The sequence below is a fragment of the Streptomyces sp. NPDC051243 genome (assembly GCF_044455405.1).
In the GTDB taxonomy this organism is placed as follows: domain Bacteria; phylum Actinomycetota; class Actinomycetes; order Streptomycetales; family Streptomycetaceae; genus Streptomyces.
Genome location: NZ_JBITES010000005.1, coordinates 498,046 through 513,490, shown reverse-complemented (window position 1 = coordinate 513,490; position 15,445 = coordinate 498,046). Strand labels below are relative to the sequence as shown.

Here is a 15,445-nt window from a genome sequence, read left to right as displayed (position 1 = left end):
CGATCGCAGGTGACTTTGATGGACGACTGGCGAGACCACGCCGCCTGCCGCCATGAGGACCCCGACCTCTTCTACCCGATCGGCACATCCGGACCGACCCTGTTGCAGACCGAGCAGGCGAAGGCCGTCTGCCGGCGCTGCACGGTCCGTGAGCAGTGTCTGAGCTGGGCGCTGGACATGGACCAGTTCATCGGGATCTGGGGTGGCACGAGCGAGGCCGAGAGAAGGGCGTTGCGGCAGCGGACCGGGTGAGCGGCGGACCGGCGGGACACGCGTCCCGGCCGCTCGCTCAGTCGGGCGGCTCCGCGGCCGGCAACCGCAGCGTGAACACGGAACCGGCACCGGGCTCGCTCGCCGCTTCGACGGTGCCCTCGTGCGCCGCGACCAGGTGCCGGACGATCGGCAGGCCCAGCCCGCTGCCCCCGGTCCGCCGGCTGCGGGACTTCTCCGCACGCCAGAACCGGTCGAAGACGTACGGCAGGTCCGCGGGGTCGATACCGGTCCCCGTGTCGGTGACGTCGAGGACGACGTCGTCGCCGTCGTGCCGGGCGGTGAGCGTGACGGTGCCGTCGGCCGGTGTGTGGCGCAGGGCGTTGGAGACGAGGTTGCCGAGTGCCTGGCGCATGCGGACGGGGTCGGCGTCCAGCCAGGGCGTGCCGTCCGCCGTGGTGCGCAGGGTGACGCCGGCCGTGTCGGCGGCGACGCGGTGGGCGGCGGCGACCTGGTCGAGGAGTTCGTCGGCGCGGACGGGCTCGCGGTGCAGGCGCAGGGTGCCGGCGTCGGCGGCCGCGAGGTCCTGGAGGTCGTCGATGACGCGCTGGAGGACGAGGGCCTCCTCGTGCAGGGAGGCGAGCAGGGCGGGGTCGGGCTCGACGACGCCGTCGCGGGTGACTTCCAGCCAGCCGCGGATGTTGGTGAGCGGGCTGCGCAGTTCATGCGCGATGTCGCTGACCATGGCCTTGCGCTGGGCCTCCAACCGCTCGCGCCGGTCGGTGAGTTCGTTGAAGGCCGCGGCGAGGATGCCTGCTTCGTCCCGGGTGGTGACCGGAACCCGCACATGCAGTTCGGGCGGCTGCTGGGCCGCCTCGGTGAGCGCGCGCAGCGGCCGCACGAGCCGGGTGGCGACCACGGCGGTCAGGGCCACGGTGACGGCCAGCACGAGTCCGGCGGCGCCGACGATCTTGGCCTTGTTGGCCGGGGACATGTCGAACCGGACGGCGCTCGTGTCCCCGACGCCGAGGAACAGTTCGGCGACCGGGGCGACGTACGGGTCCAGCTGGGCGCGGCGGGCATCGGCGGCGCAGCGCTCCGCCTCGCGTAGCGCGTCGGTGTCCCGGGGGTTGGCGAGCTTGCCCATGAGGTAGCGGGCGCTCAGGCCCTGCTCCGTGGTGTCGACCGCGACGAACAGCCCCGAACCGAGTTTCAGGCCCTGCGCCTGCAGACAGCCGCGCGAGCGGTCCGTCAGCTCCGCCAGGGCCTTCTCCTCGGTGGGCGTCGGGGTGTTGAGCTTCCCGTCGGCGCACTCGTCGGGCACATAGGCGGTCGTCACGTCGTCCTCCACGAAGTCGAGGACGGGGCGGCCGCTGGGCGTCTGCACGACGGTGGCCCGGTAGCCGCTGCGGGCGTAGCACTGCTGCCGGACCCGGGCGAGCCGGTCCAGCTTCTCGCGCTCGTCCGGTGGCAGCAGGTAGGGACCCACGACCCGCGGGTCGGTGCCGCTGCGCTGCGCCCCGCGTTCGGTGTAGGTGTCGGTGCGCAGCGGGTCGACGGTGGCGGCCGCGCGCGGTGGCAGGGAGGTGCCGGACGGTGCGGAGTCGGCGATGATCGTGCGGTCGGGGGTCGTCAGGGCGATACGGCGCCCGGTCCGCTCGGACAACGCCCGGACGGTGTCCTCGACTCCCTCCCAGGCGGAGTGGGTGGCGGCGTAGCCGCTGAGCCGGGCGAGGACGTCCATGTCCTCCGCGAGGACCTGCCCCTGTTCCTCCCGCAGCGCTCGGGTGGTGGTCTCCACCGCCAGCCAGGCCGTCGCCGCCACCGAGCACACGGCGATCAGCACCGTGGCGATCAGCAGCCGGACCAGGAGCCGTTTGCGCAGCGGTATGCGCCGGGTCATCCGCGGCCGCCGCTGAGCTTGTAGCCGACACCGAACACGGTCAGCAGCCGCACGGGCCTGCGCGGGTCGGCCTCGATCTTCCTGCGCAGGTTCATGATGTGGACGTCGACGGCCCGCTCGGTGGACGCCCGGTCGATGCCCCGGGTGCACTCCAGCAACTGCCGCCGGGAGAAGACCCGTTCGGGCTCGGCGGTCATGGCCAGCAGGATCTCGAACTCGGCCGGCGTGCACTCCACCGCCGCCCCGTCGCACCGCACCTCGTGCCGTACGGGGTCGACGGCGATCCCCGCGGCGCGGACGACGGGATCCTCCCGTCGTCCGGCGGCGCGCCCGCTGCGCCGCAGCACCGTGCGGATGCGGGCCATCAGCTCGCGCGGGCTGTACGGCTTGGTCATGTAGTCGTCGGCGCCGAGTTCGAGGCCGAGCAGGACGTCGTCCTCCGCCGACCGGGCGGTCAGCATCAGCACGGGGATGTCGTCGTCCCGGCGCAGCACCCGGCACACCCCGAAGCCGTCGATCACCGGGAGCATGAGGTCCAGCACGACGAGGTCGGGCCGTTGCCGCCGCACCGCGTCGAGCGCGGCCGAGCCGTCGTGGACCACGGTGGCGGTGTGGCCCTCCGACAGCAGGGAGCGGCGTATGAGTTCGGCCTGCATCTCGTCGTCCTCGGCGACCAGCACATGTGCGCACACGCGGCGGATCCTAAGCGGTCGGGGAGGTCAGCGGGCCAGCGACTTCGCGTCGCCCATGACGACGACGGGATGCCGGTCGGGGTCCAGCGCCACCAGCAGCTCCTTCATGTGCTCCCGGGCGATGCTCACGCACCCCTGGGTCGGCCCGTCGTGGTCGACGTGCAGCCAGATGCCGCCGCCCCGGCCGGTGCCGAGCGGGCGTGTCCAGTCGAGGGGTGTGGTGCCGGGCTTGCGGTTGTAATTGATGGCGATCACGTAGTCGAAGGAGCCCGCGAGGGGTTCGCCCTCGAAGCCGGTGCCGGTGGCGGTGAATCCGGAACCGTGGTCGTACGGCAACCTGGTCCCGGGGTCGCGGAGCAGGCCTCCGGCGTCGGTGAGCGTGAAGACCCCGATGGGTGAGCGCAGATCGCCGGCGCGGTGGTGGTCGGTCCAGCCGCGCAGGGCGTTGTGGGCGGGCCAGCTGTCACCTGCTTCCCAGCCGATGTCGCTGCGCTCGTACAGAACGACCGTCGACTGCGAGGAGTTCCTGCCGCGTCCGGTGACGACGACGGCCTGGCGCGCCTCGGAGGGCACCTTCGCCCAGGTCTTCGGGCCCAGACCGGGCAGTTGCCGCGGGGCCACCTCGAGGGCTACCTCGGGTATGGGTGTGCTGGTCGTGGGCCTCGTGACCGCGGGCTCCTGGTCCGGTGTCGCCACCGCGCCGCCGCCGCAGCCGGTGAGCAGCAGGGAGGCGGCGAGCAGGGCGACACGGGGCTTGTGCGTGATCATGCGTCGACCTTCGCGGACACTTGTGAGGAACTCGTCAGGTTCCCCGACGTGCCGCCCGTCTCGTGAGAAAGGCCCGGCCATGACCGTTCGCATCCGTCGCGTCTACGAAGCACCCGAGCCCGAGGACGGCGTCCGCGTCCTGGTCGACCGGCTGTGGCCGCGCGGTCTGGCGAAGGACGCGGCCCGTGTGGACGAGTGGCCCAAGGCGCTCACGCCGTCGACGGAGCTGCGCCGCTGGTATCACGCGGGCGAGGGGTCGTACGACGAGTTCGCGCGCCGTTACGAGGCGGAGCTGGCCGCTCCCGAGGCGGCCGAACTGGTCGATCATGTGCGGGAGTTGGCGAGCAAGGGCGATGTGACCCTGCTCACCGCGTCCAAGTCTCCCGAGGGGAGTCACGCAGCCGTGTTGGCCCGTCTCCTTCAGGCGTGACGCCTTCGCCGCTGATCGGGGCGGTGGGGAGACGGGCCGTGCACGCCCGTCAGGCCGTCTGCCGCGCCGCGGCCCGTCCTGCCGTCCGGCCCGAGAAGAGGCAGCCGCCGAGGAAGGTGCCCTCCAGTGCGTTGTAGCCGTGGACGCCGCCGCCGCCGAATCCGGCGACCTCGCCAGCCGCGTACAGACCGTCGATGGGCGACCCGTCGGCTCCCAGCGCGCGGGAGTCGAGGTCGGTCTGGATGCCGCCGAGGGTCTTGCGGGTCAGGACGTGCAGTTTGACGCCGATGAGGGGGCCGGCCGCCGGGTCGAGGAGGCGGTGCGGGGTGGCGACGCGGCCGAGGCGGTCGCCGATGTAGCGGCGGGCGTTGCGGATGCCCTGGACCTGGGCGTCCTTGCTGTACGGGTTGGTGATCTGGAGGTCGCGGGCCTCGATCTGGCGCCGGATGTCCGCGGCGTCGAGGAGCGGCTTGTCCGTCAACTGGTTCATCTTCTCGACCAGCTGCTCCAGGGCCGGGGCGGTGACGAAGTCGGCGCCGTTGCGCAGGAAGGCCGCCACCGGGCCCGGGGCGCCCTTGCCGAGCACCCGCTCCCTCAGGAAGCCCGCGCGGTCCTTGGCGGTGATGTCGGGGTTCTGCTCGGAGCCCGAGAGCGCGAACTCCTTCTCGATGATCTTCTGGCTGAGGATGAACCAGGAGTGGTCGTAACCGGCGATGTCCTCGTTCGTCCGCAGGTACTTCAGGGTGCTGAGGGTGTCGTAGCCCGGCAGGCACGGATCGGGCAGGCGGCGGCCGAGGGCGTCGAACCACATCGACGACGGGCCGGGCAGGATGCGGATGCCGTGGCCGGGCCAGATCGGGTCCCAGTTCTGCAGGCCCTCGGTGTAGTGCCACATGCGGTCGCGGTTGACCAGCCGAACGCCCGCCTCCGCGCTGATGTCGAGCATGCGTCCGTCGACGTAGGCGGGGACGCCGGTGACCATCTCGGCGGGCGGGGTGCCGAGCCGCTCGGGCCAGTAGCGGCGGACGATGTCGTGGTCGGCGCCGATGCCGCCGGTCGTCACGACGACCGCCTGGGCGGTCAGCTCGAACTCGCCGACGCGCTCGCGGCTGGAGGCGACACCCCGGGGCGAGCTGTCCTCGGCCAGGACGGTGCCGCGCACCCCGCGCGCGGAGCCGTCCTCGAGGACGAGCTCGTCGACCTGGTGCCGGTGGTAGAAGGTGAGCAGCCCGTCGCGCGCGGCCTGCTTGGCGTACCGCACGAACGGCTCCACGACGCCCGTGCCCGTGCCCCAGGCGATGTGGAACCGCGGCACGGAGTTGCCGTGGCCGTGGGCGCGCAGGTCGCCGCGCTCGGCCCAGCCCACGGTCGGCAGGAACTTGATGCCGTGCGTGTCCAGCCAGGCCCGCTTCTCGCCGGCCGCGAACTCGACGTAGGCCCGCGCCCAGCGCACCGCCCAGGAGTCCTCGTCGTCCACCCGGTCGAACTGGGCGCTGCCCTGCCAGTCGTTCCAGGCCAGGTCGAGGGAGTCCTTGATGCCCAGGCGCCGCTGCTCCGGGGAGTCGACGAGGAACAGCCCGCCGAAGGACCAGAACGCCTGCCCGCCGAGGTTGGCGGCGTTCTCCTGGTCCACCAGCGCGACCCTGCGGCCCCGGCTGGTCAGTTCGCTCGCGGCGACCAGGCCCGCGAGTCCCGCTCCGACGACGATGACGTCGGCATCCATGGCGACCGTCCCTTCCTCATTGGGTGGTGGCGCTATTCGGTGGGGGTGCTGCCGTCGGTGAGCAGCGCGGTGAGCAGTTGCTTCAGCCAGGCGCGGGCGTGCTCGACGTCCTTGTCCAGCAGCAATTGGGTGGTGACTCCGTCGTAGGCGGCGACCACGGCGTGAGCAGCGCCGTCGATGTCGCCGAGCACGGCGGGCAGTGCGGTGTGTCCCCGCGCCCGGGCGAGCCGGTCGGCGATCGCGCCGCGCAACCGCGCGCGGTGTTCCAGCAGGGTGTGGGCGACGGCCGGATCGCGCGCGGCATGCACCAGGAAGTCCGTCTTCACCAGCAGCCAGTCGCGGTCCAGGAGCAGCACCTCGGTCACCCGGTCCACGGCGGCGGGCACATCCAGGTCCGGCCCGTCCAGGGCGAGCGCGCCCGACACCTGGTCCGCGATCAGGTCCGCGCGCTGCTGGTAGAGCGCGAAGAACAGCTCGTCCAGGCTGGCGAAGTTGGAGTAGAAGGCGCCCCTGCTGTAGCCGGCGGCCTCGCAGACCTCCTCGATGGAGACGCGGCCGAACCCCTTGGCGGCGAATACCGCGAACGCGGCGTCCAGGAGGTTGGCCCGCGTGCGGACCCGACGCTTGGTGACGCGCCTGGTCGTCTCCTCCACCACCATGTCCCGACCTCCGTTCGATACATGAATGTATCCGATACAGCAATGTATCCAAAGGGGCAGGTCGAGAATCCAAGACGGGATTTCAATAGGAACAGATATTCGATTCAGGGGTACGCTGGAACCATGGCCACGCACCTCCAGGGCTCCCTGTTCGACCAGACCGACGAGCTGCGGCTCGGCTCCCTCACCGGGATCCTCCGTACGCGACTCACCCATGGCGCCTGGATCGACGTCCTGCCCGGCTGGCTCAGCGGGGCCGACGCCCTGTTCGAACAGCTGGCCGCGGAGGTGCCGTGGCGGGCGGAGCGGCGCACGATGTACGACCACGTCGTCGACGTACCGCGCCTGCTCGCCTTCTACGGCGCGGACGACGTGCTCCCCCATCCCGTGCTCGCCGACGCCCGCGACGCGCTGACCGCGCACTACGGCGAAGAGCTGGGCGAACCGTTCACGACGGCGGGGCTGTGCTACTACCGCGACGGCCGGGACAGCGTCGCCTGGCACGGGGACCGGATCGGGCGCGGCGCGCGGGAGGACACGATGGTGGCGATCCTCTCCGTGGGCGCGCCCCGGGATCTGCTGCTGCGTCCGATGCGCGGCGGCGGCGCGACGGTACGCCGTCCGTTGGGACACGGCGACCTCATCGTGATGGGGGGCTCCTGTCAGCGGACCTGGGAGCACTCGGTACCGAAGACCACGCGTGCCACGGGACCGCGCATCAGCATCCAGTTCCGCCCGCGCGGCGTGCACTGAGGCTCGCTTCAGAGGCGGCCGCTCCGGGCGCACGCGGGGCTGCCTCCGGCGGACGGTGCCGGAGGCGGCCCTTCCTCTGGGCGAAGCCCTGCCGTGCCCCCACACTGGGGCGGGTGAGCACGCAGGCACCGGCCACCGCTCCCCGGCGCGGCGAACTGGACGCGCTGCGGGTCCTCGTCGTCCTCGGGCTGGTCTTCTTCCACTCCGGCCTCGTGTTCTCGCCGGACGACGACTTCTACGTCAAGAACGCCGAGACGACCGACGCCGTCACCGTGCTCGCCGGTTTCGCGGTCGTCTGGGCGATGCCCATGCTGTTCCTGGTCGCCGGGCTCGGCTCCCGGTACTCGATCCGCCGACGCGGACCCGCCCGCTTCAGCCGTGAACGGCTGCTGCGCCTGGGCGTTCCGCTGGTCTTCGCGACGCTCGTGCTGTGCCCGCTCCCCCAGTGGCTGCGGCTGCGGGCCGCCGATCCGGGCTACGACGAGTCGTACTGGCGTTTCTGGCCCCGTTTCCTCACCGTCCGCCCGGACCTGGCCGACTTCCCCTTCGTCCTCGACGGGGAGTACTTCGAGACCGGGCACCTGTGGTTCGTCGTGCTGCTGCTGACCTTCAGCCTGCTCCTCGCCCCGGTCGCGGCTCCGCTCGCGGACGGGGCCGAGCGCGCGGGACGGACGGTGGAGCGGCGCCCCGCCCTGCTCCTCCTGCCCGCCCTGCCGCTCGCCGCGATCAACGCGTTCCTGGGCATGGAGGAGGGCTTCGCGGGCTGGAACCGCTGGGCCTACCTGGTGTTCTTCCTCTTCGGTTACGCCCTCGCCGACGACGGACGCGTCCGCGCCGCGCTGCGCCGGCTCGCCGTGCCGGTGGGGGTTGCCGGGCTGGTGCTGTTCGCGGGGACCGCGCCCGGGTTCCTCTCCCTGGACGACCCGTTCACCGAGTGGAGCCCGTTCGCCCTGGTGACCAGGGCGGTGTTCGGGGCGGCGGGCTGGTGCTGGGTGGTGGCGATCCTCGGGCTTCTCGACCGGCGGCCGCGCGAGGCCGGGCCGCCCTCGCGCGCGATGGTCTATCTCGGGCTCGCCGCCCTGCCGTTGTACGTGCTGCACCAGCCGGTCGTGGTCGCCCTCGCTTACGGCGTGGTGGGCCGGCCGGCGCCGATCGTCGTCGAGTACGCCGTGATCGTGACCGGTTCGCTGGCCGTGATCCTCGTGCTGTACGAGTGCGTGGTGCGCAGGACGCGGCTGACGCGGTTCCTGTTCGGGATGCGTCCGGCCCCGCCGGAGGCGCATTCACCCTGATCTGCTTTGCTGTGTCCGTCGGGCACGGACCTCACCACGCGGGGCGATCATGCGGGCAGATGTGCAGCAAGTCGCGGACGGCACCCATCTGGTGCACGGCAGCAACACGAACTGGGTGATCCTCGCCGAGGGCGACGCGGTCACGCTGATCGACACCGGTTATCCCGGCGACCGGGCCACGCTCCTCGCCTCGCTCGCGCAGGTGGGGAGTTCACCGGAGGCGGTCACGGCCGTACTGATCACCCACGCGCACACGGACCACCTGGGCAACGCCGAGTACCTGCGCGACACCTACGGCACGCCCATATACCTCCACGAGGCCGAAGTGCCGCACGCCCGCCGGGAGTTCCTGCACCAGGTGAACGTGGGGACGGTCCTGAGGAACGGCTGGCGGCCGGGTGTGCTGCCCTGGGCGATCCACGCGATCCGCTCCGGCGGCACCGCGCACGTGCCGGTCACCTCGCCCGAGGCGTTCCCCTCGGCCGGTCCGCTGGACCTGCCCGGCCGTCCCGTCCCCGTGCACACGCCGGGCCACACCGACGGGCACTGCGCCTACCACCTGCCCGACGCCGGTGTGGTGATCGCGGGCGATGCCCTGGTGAGCGGGCATCCCACCTCGCGGATCAAGGGGCCGCAGCTGCTGCCGGACATGTTCCACCGCGAGCGTGCCCGGGCCGTGGCCTCGCTGGCCGTATTCGAAGGCCTCAAGGGCGACGTGCTGCTGCCCGGGCACGGACCGTCGCACCGCGGATCGGTGCGGGAAGCCGCTCTTCAGGCCCGCGAGCGCGCACTTTAAGGTGAGGTGACGATCACCGCGAGGCGAGGACGAACGGCCCATGGCACTGCAGATCAGCGCGACGAACCCGGAGCATCCCGCGCTCCTGCTGGAGCTGCCCTGGCACCTGCCCCTGGAGGAGTGGCCGGAGGAGGTCCTGGTCCCGCTTCCGCGCGGCATCTCACGGCACATCGTGCGTTACGCCCGCGCCGGCAGCGAGGTGATCGCCGTCAAAGAGCTCGCCGAGCGCCCGGCGCTGCGCGAGTACGAGCTGCTGCGGGACCTGGACCGGCTCGGCATCCCGGCGGTGGACCCGCTGGCCGTCGTCACCGGCCGCACCGACGCGGGCGGCGACCCGCTGGAGTCGGTGCTGGTCACCCGGCACCTGCGCGGCTCGCAGCCGTACCGCTCGATGTTCGAGACGACGATGCGTCCGGCGACCATGCACCGCCTCATGGACGCGCTCGCCGTGCTGCTGGTCCGCCTCCACCTCGCCGGGTTCGCCTGGGGAGACTGCTCCCTGTCGAACACTCTGTTCCGGCGGGACGCGGGCGCGTACGCCGCGTACCTGGTGGACGCCGAGACCGGCGACCTGCACCCGCAGCTGAGCGACGGCCAGCGCGACTACGACCTGGACCTCGCCCGCGTCAACATCAGCGGTGAGCTGCTGGACCTGGAGGCGTCCGGGGCGCTGCACCCCTCGGTGGACCCGATCGAGTTCGGCACCGAGATCTGCGCCCGCTACCGGAGCCTGTGGCAGGAGCTGACCCGCACCTCGGTGTACCCGGCGGGCAAGTACCACTACATAGAGCGCCGGATACGCCGCCTGAACGAACTCGGTTTCGACGTGGCCGAGATGCAGATCGAGCACGCCGCGAACGGCGACACGGTCACCTTCGTGCCCAAGGTCGTCGACGCCGGCCACCACCAGCGTCAACTGCTGCGTCTCACCGGCCTGGACGCCGAGGAGAACCAGGCCCGGCGGCTCCTGAACGACCTGGAGAGCTGGATGGCCACCCAGGACGACTACGCCCCGGGCGACCCCCTCGGCGCCCGCCCCGAGGTGCTCGCGCACCGCTGGGTACGCGACGTCTTCCGGCCCACGGTGCGAGCCGTACCACTGGAGCTGCGCGGCTCCATGGACCCGGCCGAGATCTACCACGAACTGCTCGAACACCGCTGGTACCTGTCCGAGCGGGCGCAGCACGACATCGGGCTGGACGCGGTGGTCGAGGACTACATCAAGAACATCCTGCCCACGGCCCGGGAGACGCTCCAGCCGACCGCCGAGTGACACAGGCTCTCAGGCCGGCGGTACCACCGCCACCGGGCAGTCGGCGTGGTGCAGAACACCGTGCGCCACCGACCCGATCCGGGCACCCACGGCCGTACGGCGGGCGCGGCGCCCGACGACCATCAGCTGGGCCCGACCGGCGACCGACAGCAGCACCTGCCCGGCGCTGCCCATCTCGACGTGCTCGACGACATGGACGTCCGGGAAGCGTTCCCGCCACGGCAGCAGCGCCTCGCCCAGAGCCTTCTTCTCGTACGGCTCCAGGCCTCCGGCGTCGTCGAGGAGCTTCAGGGAGGCCGGGCTGTAGGCGAACAGCGGCGGCAGGGTCCAGGCCCGTACGGCACGCACGGTCGCTCCGCGCGCGGCGGCCGTCTCGAAGGCGAACCGCAACGCGGCGGCGCTGTCGTCCGCGTTGCCGTGCTGACCGACGACGATCTCGCGCCCGGCGGCCTCGGCGGAGGCCCGGTCCCCGGCCCGTACGAGAACGACGGGCCGCGCGGCCCCGGCGATCACCTGCTGTCCGACGGAGCCGAGCAGGAACCCGACGACCGCGCCGTGGCCCCGCGATCCCAGCACCAGCATCTCGGCGTCCGCCGCCGCGGCGACCAGCGTCTCGGCCGCCGGGCCGTCGAGGACGTCGGTGGTGACGTCGAGGCCCTGGTGCCGTTCGGTGACGGAACGGGCGGCCTCGGTCAGCCCCTCCCGCACCCACCGGACCTGGGTGTCCGGGTCCCCCGCGTCGATCGTCTCGTGCGGCTGGAACCTCCAGGCGTGCACCACCCGCAGGCCGAGCCCCCGGCGGACCGCCTCCCGGGCGGCCCAGGCCAGCCCGGCGAGACTCTCCTCCGATCCGTCGACCCCTACCGTGATCGGGCGCGTCATTCCGGCTGCCTCCTCAAGTCGCGATCTCGTCCGTCGGGCCCAGTCTTCACTACCCTGCAGCCATGGCTTTGGAGTGGGAGCAACTGAACGTCGACGCGGCCGATCCCGTGGCCCTGGGGCGCTGGTGGGCCGAGGCGCTCGGATGGGTCGTGGTGAACGACTCGGCCGAGGAGTACGAGATCCGGCCCGGGAAGGACCGCCTGCCCGGACTGCTCTTCGCGCCCGTCCCGGAGGGGAAGACCGTCAAGAACCGCCTGCACCTCGACTTCCGCCCCGACGACCAGGACGCCGAGGTGACCCGCCTCCTGGCACTCGGCGCGCGCCACGCGGACGTCGGCCAGGGCGACGAGCCGTGGGTGGTGCTCGCCGACCCCGAGGGCAACGAGTTCTGCGTGCTCGCCGCGCGCCACCCCTGACGACGACCGACGGCGGCCGCGCCGGGCGCCCTCGGAGTTCTCCCACCTGTCGCGTACCTGAGCGAAGCGGGCGGATCGAACATACGATGGCCGGGAGTCGGCTCGACGACCCGCCCCCTGAGGACGCTCGCCGTCGCGCCGAGAAGCGACGCCGGGGTGGGAGACGCATGGCACAGGCCGCCGAAGCAGCGCGGACCGTCATCCTGACCGTGGACGACGACCCGGGAGTGTCCCGGGCGGTCGCCCGTGACCTGCGCCGGCGCTACGGCGAGTCGCACCGGATCGTGCGCGCGGAGTCCGGCGAGTCCGCGTTGCAGGCACTGCGCGAGCTCAAGCTGCGCGGTGATCTCGTCGCCGTGATCCTGGCCGACTACCGCATGCCGCAGATGAACGGCATCGAGTTCCTGGAACAGGCCCTGGACGTGTACCCGGGCGCGCGCCGGGTGCTGCTGACCGCGTACGCGGACACGAACGCGGCGATCGACGCGATCAACGTCGTGGATCTCGATCACTATCTGCTCAAGCCGTGGGACCCGCCGGAGGAGAAGCTCTACCCGGTCCTGGACGACCTGCTGGAGGCATGGCGGCGCAGCGACTTCCGGCCGGTGCCGAGCACCAAGGTGGTCGGGCACCGCTGGTCGGCGCGTTCGTCGGAGGTGCGGGAGTTCCTGGCCCGCAACCAGGTGCCGTACCGCTGGTACTCGGCCGACGAGCCCGAGGGGCAGCGGCTGCTGGCCGCCGCCGGGCAGGACGGGCAGCGGCTGCCGCTGGTGGTCACGCCGGACGGCACGCCCCTCGTGGCGCCCGAGGCACCCGAACTGGCCGCGCAGGTGGGCCTGGCGACGACACCGACGGCGGACTTCTACGACCTCGTCGTCATCGGCGGCGGCCCGGCCGGGCTCGGCGCCGCCGTGTACGGGGCGTCCGAGGGGCTGCGGACCGTGCTGGTGGAGCGGTCGGCGACCGGCGGGCAGGCCGGGCAGAGCTCCCGGATCGAGAACTACCTCGGCTTCCCGGACGGTGTGTCGGGGGCGCAGCTCACGGACCGGGCGCGGCGGCAGGCGACGAAGTTCGGTGCCGAGATCCTCACCGCGCGCGAGGTGACCGGACTCGAGGTCAGCGGCGCCGCCCGGATCGTACGGTTCTCGGACGGCTCGGCGGTCGCCGCGCACAGCGTGATCCTGGCGACCGGCGTGTCCTACCGGCAGTTGCAGGCGCCGGGCTGCGACGACCTGACCGGTTGCGGGGTGTACTACGGGTCGGCTCTGACGGAGGCCCCGGCCTGCCACGGACAGGACGTGTACATCGTCGGCGGCGCCAACTCGGCCGGGCAGGCGGCGATGTATCTGTCGCGGGGCGCCAAGTCGGTGACGCTGCTGGTGCGCGGTGAGTCGCTGTCGGCGTCGATGTCGCACTACCTGATCCAGCAGATCGACGAGGCGCCGAACATCTCGGTACGCGCCCGGACCGTCGTCGAGGCCGCGCACGGCTCGGACCACCTGGAGCAGCTGACGCTGCGCGACGTGGACAGCGGGCGGACGGAACTCGTCGACGCGCAGTGGATGTTCGTGTTCATCGGCGCGGCCCCGCTCACCGACTGGCTGGGCGAGACGGTGCTGCGGGACGAGCGCGGGTTCATCCTGGCCGGGCCCGACCTGACCTCCGGCGGGCTGCCGCCGGCGGGCTGGGAGCTGGACCGGCCGCCGTACCACCTGGAGACCAACGTTCCCGGTGTGTTCGTGGCGGGCGACGCGCGTGCGGAGTCCGCGAAGCGGGTCGCGTCCGCCGTCGGTGAGGGAGCCATGGCCGTGATGCTCGTCCACCGTTATCTGGAGCAGTCATGAGCGGTCAGCCGATGCCGTGCAACCCCCAGGAGATCGGGGCGCTGTTCCTGTTCGAGAAGCTCACGCCCGAGCAGCTCGGCAGGCTGTGCAGCGAGGGACGGGTGGAGAGGTTCGAGCCGGGACCGGTGTACACCGAGGGAGATCCCGCCACCTGCTTCTACGTGATGGTCGAGGGCACGGTCGTACTGTCCCGGCGCGTCGGCGGTGACGACGTGGAGGTCACCCGAACCTCCCAGCGCGGTGTGTACTCCGGGGCCTGGCAGGCCTACCTCGGGGACCGGGTGCCGCAGGTCTACAACAGCTCGATGCGGGTCACGGAGCCGACGCGGTTCTTCGTCCTGCCCGCCGAGACCTTCGCGGCAGTGATCCGCGACTGGTTCCCGATGGCCCTGCACCTGCTGGAAGGCCTCTTCTTCGGGCAGAAGAGCACCCAGTTGGCCATCAACCAACGCGAACGGCTGCTGGCGCTGGGCTCGTTGTCCGCCGGTCTCACCCACGAGCTCAACAACCCCGCGGCGGCTGCCGTACGGGCCACCGCGACGCTGCGCGAGCGGGTCGGCAAGATGCGGCACAAGCTGGCCGTCATCACGCAGGGGTCGTACTCCCCCGAGGTCATCGCGAACCTCGTCGACATCCAGGAACGCACCGCCGAGCGGGTCGCCAAGGCCCCCACGCTCAGTCCGCTGGAGGCCGCCGACCGGGAGGACACGGTCACCGACTGGCTCGACGACCACGACATCCCGCAGGGCTGGCGGATCGCGCCCACCTTCGTGCAGGCCGGTCTCGACGTGGACTGGCTGGACCAGGTCGCCGCGGCGGTCGACGAGGAGATCCTGCCGAGCGCGATCGGGTGGCTCAACTACACCGTGGAGACCGAGCTGTTGATGGACGAGATCAACGACTCGACCGCCCGCATCTCGCAGCTCGTCGACGCCGCCAAGCAGTACTCCCAGCTCGACCGCGCGCCCTTCCAGAACGCCGACGTGCACGAACTCCTCGACAGCACCCTGCTGATGCTGTCCGGCAAGATCGGCCGGCGGATCAGGGTCGTCAAGGAGTACGACCGTACGCTGCCGAAGATCCCCGCGTACCCGGCGGAGCTCAACCAGGTGTGGACGAACCTCATCGACAACGCGGTGTCCGCGATCAACAGCGCGGGCGGCGAAGGGACGTTGACCGTGCGGACGGCTCCGGATCACGACCGGCTGCTGGTGGAGTTCCGGGACACGGGGGTGGGCATCCCGGCGGAGATCCGCGGCCGGATCTTCGATCCGTTCTTCACCACGAAGCCCGTGGGTGAGGGCACCGGGCTCGGTTTGGACATCTCCTGGCGGATCGTGGTCAACAAGCATCACGGCAACATCCAGGTGGAGTCGGAGCCCGGTGACACGCGGTTCCAGGTGCTGCTGCCGCTGGCAGCGGCCGAGGAGGAGTCCGAATGACCAGCGACGACGGAATCGATCCGAGCGTGCCGCCGAGCGGGAGCGGGTGTGCCGAATGCGACGCCGACGGGGGGTGGTGGTTCCATCTGCGGCGGTGCGCGCAGTGCGGGCACGTGGGCTGTTGTGACAGTTCACCCGCCAAGCACGCCACCGCGCACTTCCGACAGACCGGGCATCCGTTCGTGCAGAGCTTCGAGCCGGGTGAGGAGTGGTTCTGGAACTACGCCACGAACGAGATCTACGAGTCGGGGCCCGAGCTCGCGGCACCGGTGAGCCATCCCGCGGACCAGCCGTCGCCGGGGCCCGCGGGACGGGTTCCGCAGGACTGGGCGAAGACGCTGCGCGCCTGAGGTCCGGTGCCG

General features: G+C 71.8%; 16 protein-coding genes. 10 read left to right on the top strand and 6 right to left on the bottom strand.

What is annotated here, in order from left to right; genetic code table 11:
- The first annotated feature begins 18 nt into the window (after positions 1 to 18).
- Positions 19 to 252, top strand: coding sequence for a WhiB family transcriptional regulator (locus ACIBAG_RS16160; protein WP_399105372.1), 234 nt, complete (start codon positions 19 to 21; stop codon positions 250 to 252).
- 37 nt (positions 253 to 289) lie between these two features.
- On the opposite strand, the gene ACIBAG_RS16155 is transcribed toward ACIBAG_RS16160, so the two are convergent.
- Genes ACIBAG_RS16155 through ACIBAG_RS16145 form a run of 3 tightly spaced genes read right to left on the bottom strand, consistent with a single transcriptional unit; the run spans position 290 to position 3,573 of the window.
- Positions 290 to 2,113: a sensor histidine kinase gene (locus ACIBAG_RS16155; protein WP_399105370.1), complete on the bottom strand. Its 1,824-nt coding sequence runs from the start codon at positions 2,111 to 2,113 to the stop codon at positions 290 to 292.
- Positions 2,110 to 2,805 carry a response regulator gene (locus ACIBAG_RS16150; protein WP_399105368.1) on the bottom strand — a complete coding sequence of 232 codons (696 nt, stop codon included), beginning with the start codon at positions 2,803 to 2,805 and terminating at the stop codon, positions 2,110 to 2,112. The genes ACIBAG_RS16155 and ACIBAG_RS16150 overlap by 4 nt, the downstream gene beginning before the upstream one ends.
- Positions 2,806 to 2,832: 27 nt before the next feature.
- Positions 2,833 to 3,573 (bottom strand): L,D-transpeptidase family protein, encoded by a 741-nt coding sequence (locus ACIBAG_RS16145; RefSeq protein ID WP_399105366.1) that lies wholly within the window; start codon positions 3,571 to 3,573, stop codon positions 2,833 to 2,835.
- A gap of 79 nt (positions 3,574 to 3,652) precedes the next feature.
- Between ACIBAG_RS16145 and ACIBAG_RS16140 the strand changes: the two genes are divergently transcribed.
- Positions 3,653 to 4,003, top strand: a complete 351-nt coding sequence (locus ACIBAG_RS16140) for a DUF488 domain-containing protein (RefSeq protein ID WP_399105364.1) — start codon at positions 3,653 to 3,655, stop codon at positions 4,001 to 4,003.
- A gap of 49 nt (positions 4,004 to 4,052) precedes the next feature.
- Here ACIBAG_RS16140 and ACIBAG_RS16135 read toward each other — a convergent pair whose 3' ends face one another.
- On the bottom strand, positions 4,053 to 5,726 hold the full coding sequence (locus ACIBAG_RS16135) for an FAD-binding dehydrogenase (protein ID WP_399105362.1): 1,674 nt from the start codon (positions 5,724 to 5,726) through the stop codon (positions 4,053 to 4,055).
- Positions 5,727 to 5,758: 32 nt separating this feature from the next.
- Positions 5,759 to 6,385, bottom strand: a complete 627-nt coding sequence (locus ACIBAG_RS16130) for a TetR/AcrR family transcriptional regulator (RefSeq protein WP_399105360.1) — start codon at positions 6,383 to 6,385, stop codon at positions 5,759 to 5,761.
- Positions 6,386 to 6,508: 123 nt separating this feature from the next.
- Here ACIBAG_RS16130 and ACIBAG_RS16125 point away from each other — a divergent pair, with 123 nt between their 5' ends.
- The 4 genes from ACIBAG_RS16125 to ACIBAG_RS16110 all read left to right on the top strand — a co-directional run bounded on the left by ACIBAG_RS16125 (position 6,509) and on the right by ACIBAG_RS16110 (position 10,499).
- Entirely contained in the window at positions 6,509 to 7,138 is a 630-nt protein-coding gene (locus tag ACIBAG_RS16125) for an alpha-ketoglutarate-dependent dioxygenase AlkB family protein (RefSeq protein ID WP_399105358.1), read from the top strand.
- 113 nt (positions 7,139 to 7,251) lie between these two features.
- On the top strand, positions 7,252 to 8,430 hold the full coding sequence (locus ACIBAG_RS16120) for an acyltransferase (RefSeq protein WP_399105356.1): 1,179 nt from the start codon (positions 7,252 to 7,254) through the stop codon (positions 8,428 to 8,430).
- A 49-nt stretch (positions 8,431 to 8,479) separates the two neighbouring features.
- A complete protein-coding gene (locus ACIBAG_RS16115; protein ID WP_399105354.1) occupies positions 8,480 to 9,226 on the top strand; it encodes an MBL fold metallo-hydrolase in 747 nt (248 codons plus the stop codon).
- A gap of 40 nt (positions 9,227 to 9,266) precedes the next feature.
- Positions 9,267 to 10,499: a DUF4032 domain-containing protein gene (locus ACIBAG_RS16110; RefSeq protein ID WP_399105352.1), complete on the top strand. Its 1,233-nt coding sequence runs from the start codon at positions 9,267 to 9,269 to the stop codon at positions 10,497 to 10,499.
- Positions 10,500 to 10,508: 9 nt separating this feature from the next.
- Here ACIBAG_RS16110 and ACIBAG_RS16105 read toward each other — a convergent pair whose 3' ends face one another.
- Positions 10,509 to 11,381, bottom strand: a complete 873-nt coding sequence (locus tag ACIBAG_RS16105) for a universal stress protein (protein ID WP_399105350.1) — start codon at positions 11,379 to 11,381, stop codon at positions 10,509 to 10,511.
- 62 nt (positions 11,382 to 11,443) lie between these two features.
- On the opposite strand from ACIBAG_RS16105, the gene ACIBAG_RS16100 reads away from it, so the two are divergent.
- From ACIBAG_RS16100 to ACIBAG_RS16085, 4 genes are all read left to right on the top strand, one after another.
- Positions 11,444 to 11,797 (top strand): VOC family protein, encoded by a 354-nt coding sequence (locus ACIBAG_RS16100; protein ID WP_399105348.1) that lies wholly within the window; start codon positions 11,444 to 11,446, stop codon positions 11,795 to 11,797.
- A gap of 167 nt (positions 11,798 to 11,964) precedes the next feature.
- Positions 11,965 to 13,641 carry an FAD-dependent oxidoreductase gene (locus ACIBAG_RS16095; RefSeq protein ID WP_399105346.1) on the top strand — a complete coding sequence of 559 codons (1,677 nt, stop codon included), beginning with the start codon at positions 11,965 to 11,967 and terminating at the stop codon, positions 13,639 to 13,641.
- A complete protein-coding gene (locus tag ACIBAG_RS16090; RefSeq protein WP_399105344.1) occupies positions 13,638 to 15,083 on the top strand; it encodes an ATP-binding protein in 1,446 nt (481 codons plus the stop codon). Before ACIBAG_RS16095 ends, ACIBAG_RS16090 begins: the two co-directional genes overlap by 4 nt.
- Positions 15,080 to 15,433 carry a UBP-type zinc finger domain-containing protein gene (locus ACIBAG_RS16085; protein ID WP_399105342.1) on the top strand — a complete coding sequence of 118 codons (354 nt, stop codon included), beginning with the start codon at positions 15,080 to 15,082 and terminating at the stop codon, positions 15,431 to 15,433. The genes ACIBAG_RS16090 and ACIBAG_RS16085 overlap by 4 nt, the downstream gene beginning before the upstream one ends.
- The last annotated feature ends 12 nt before the right edge of the window (positions 15,434 to 15,445 follow it).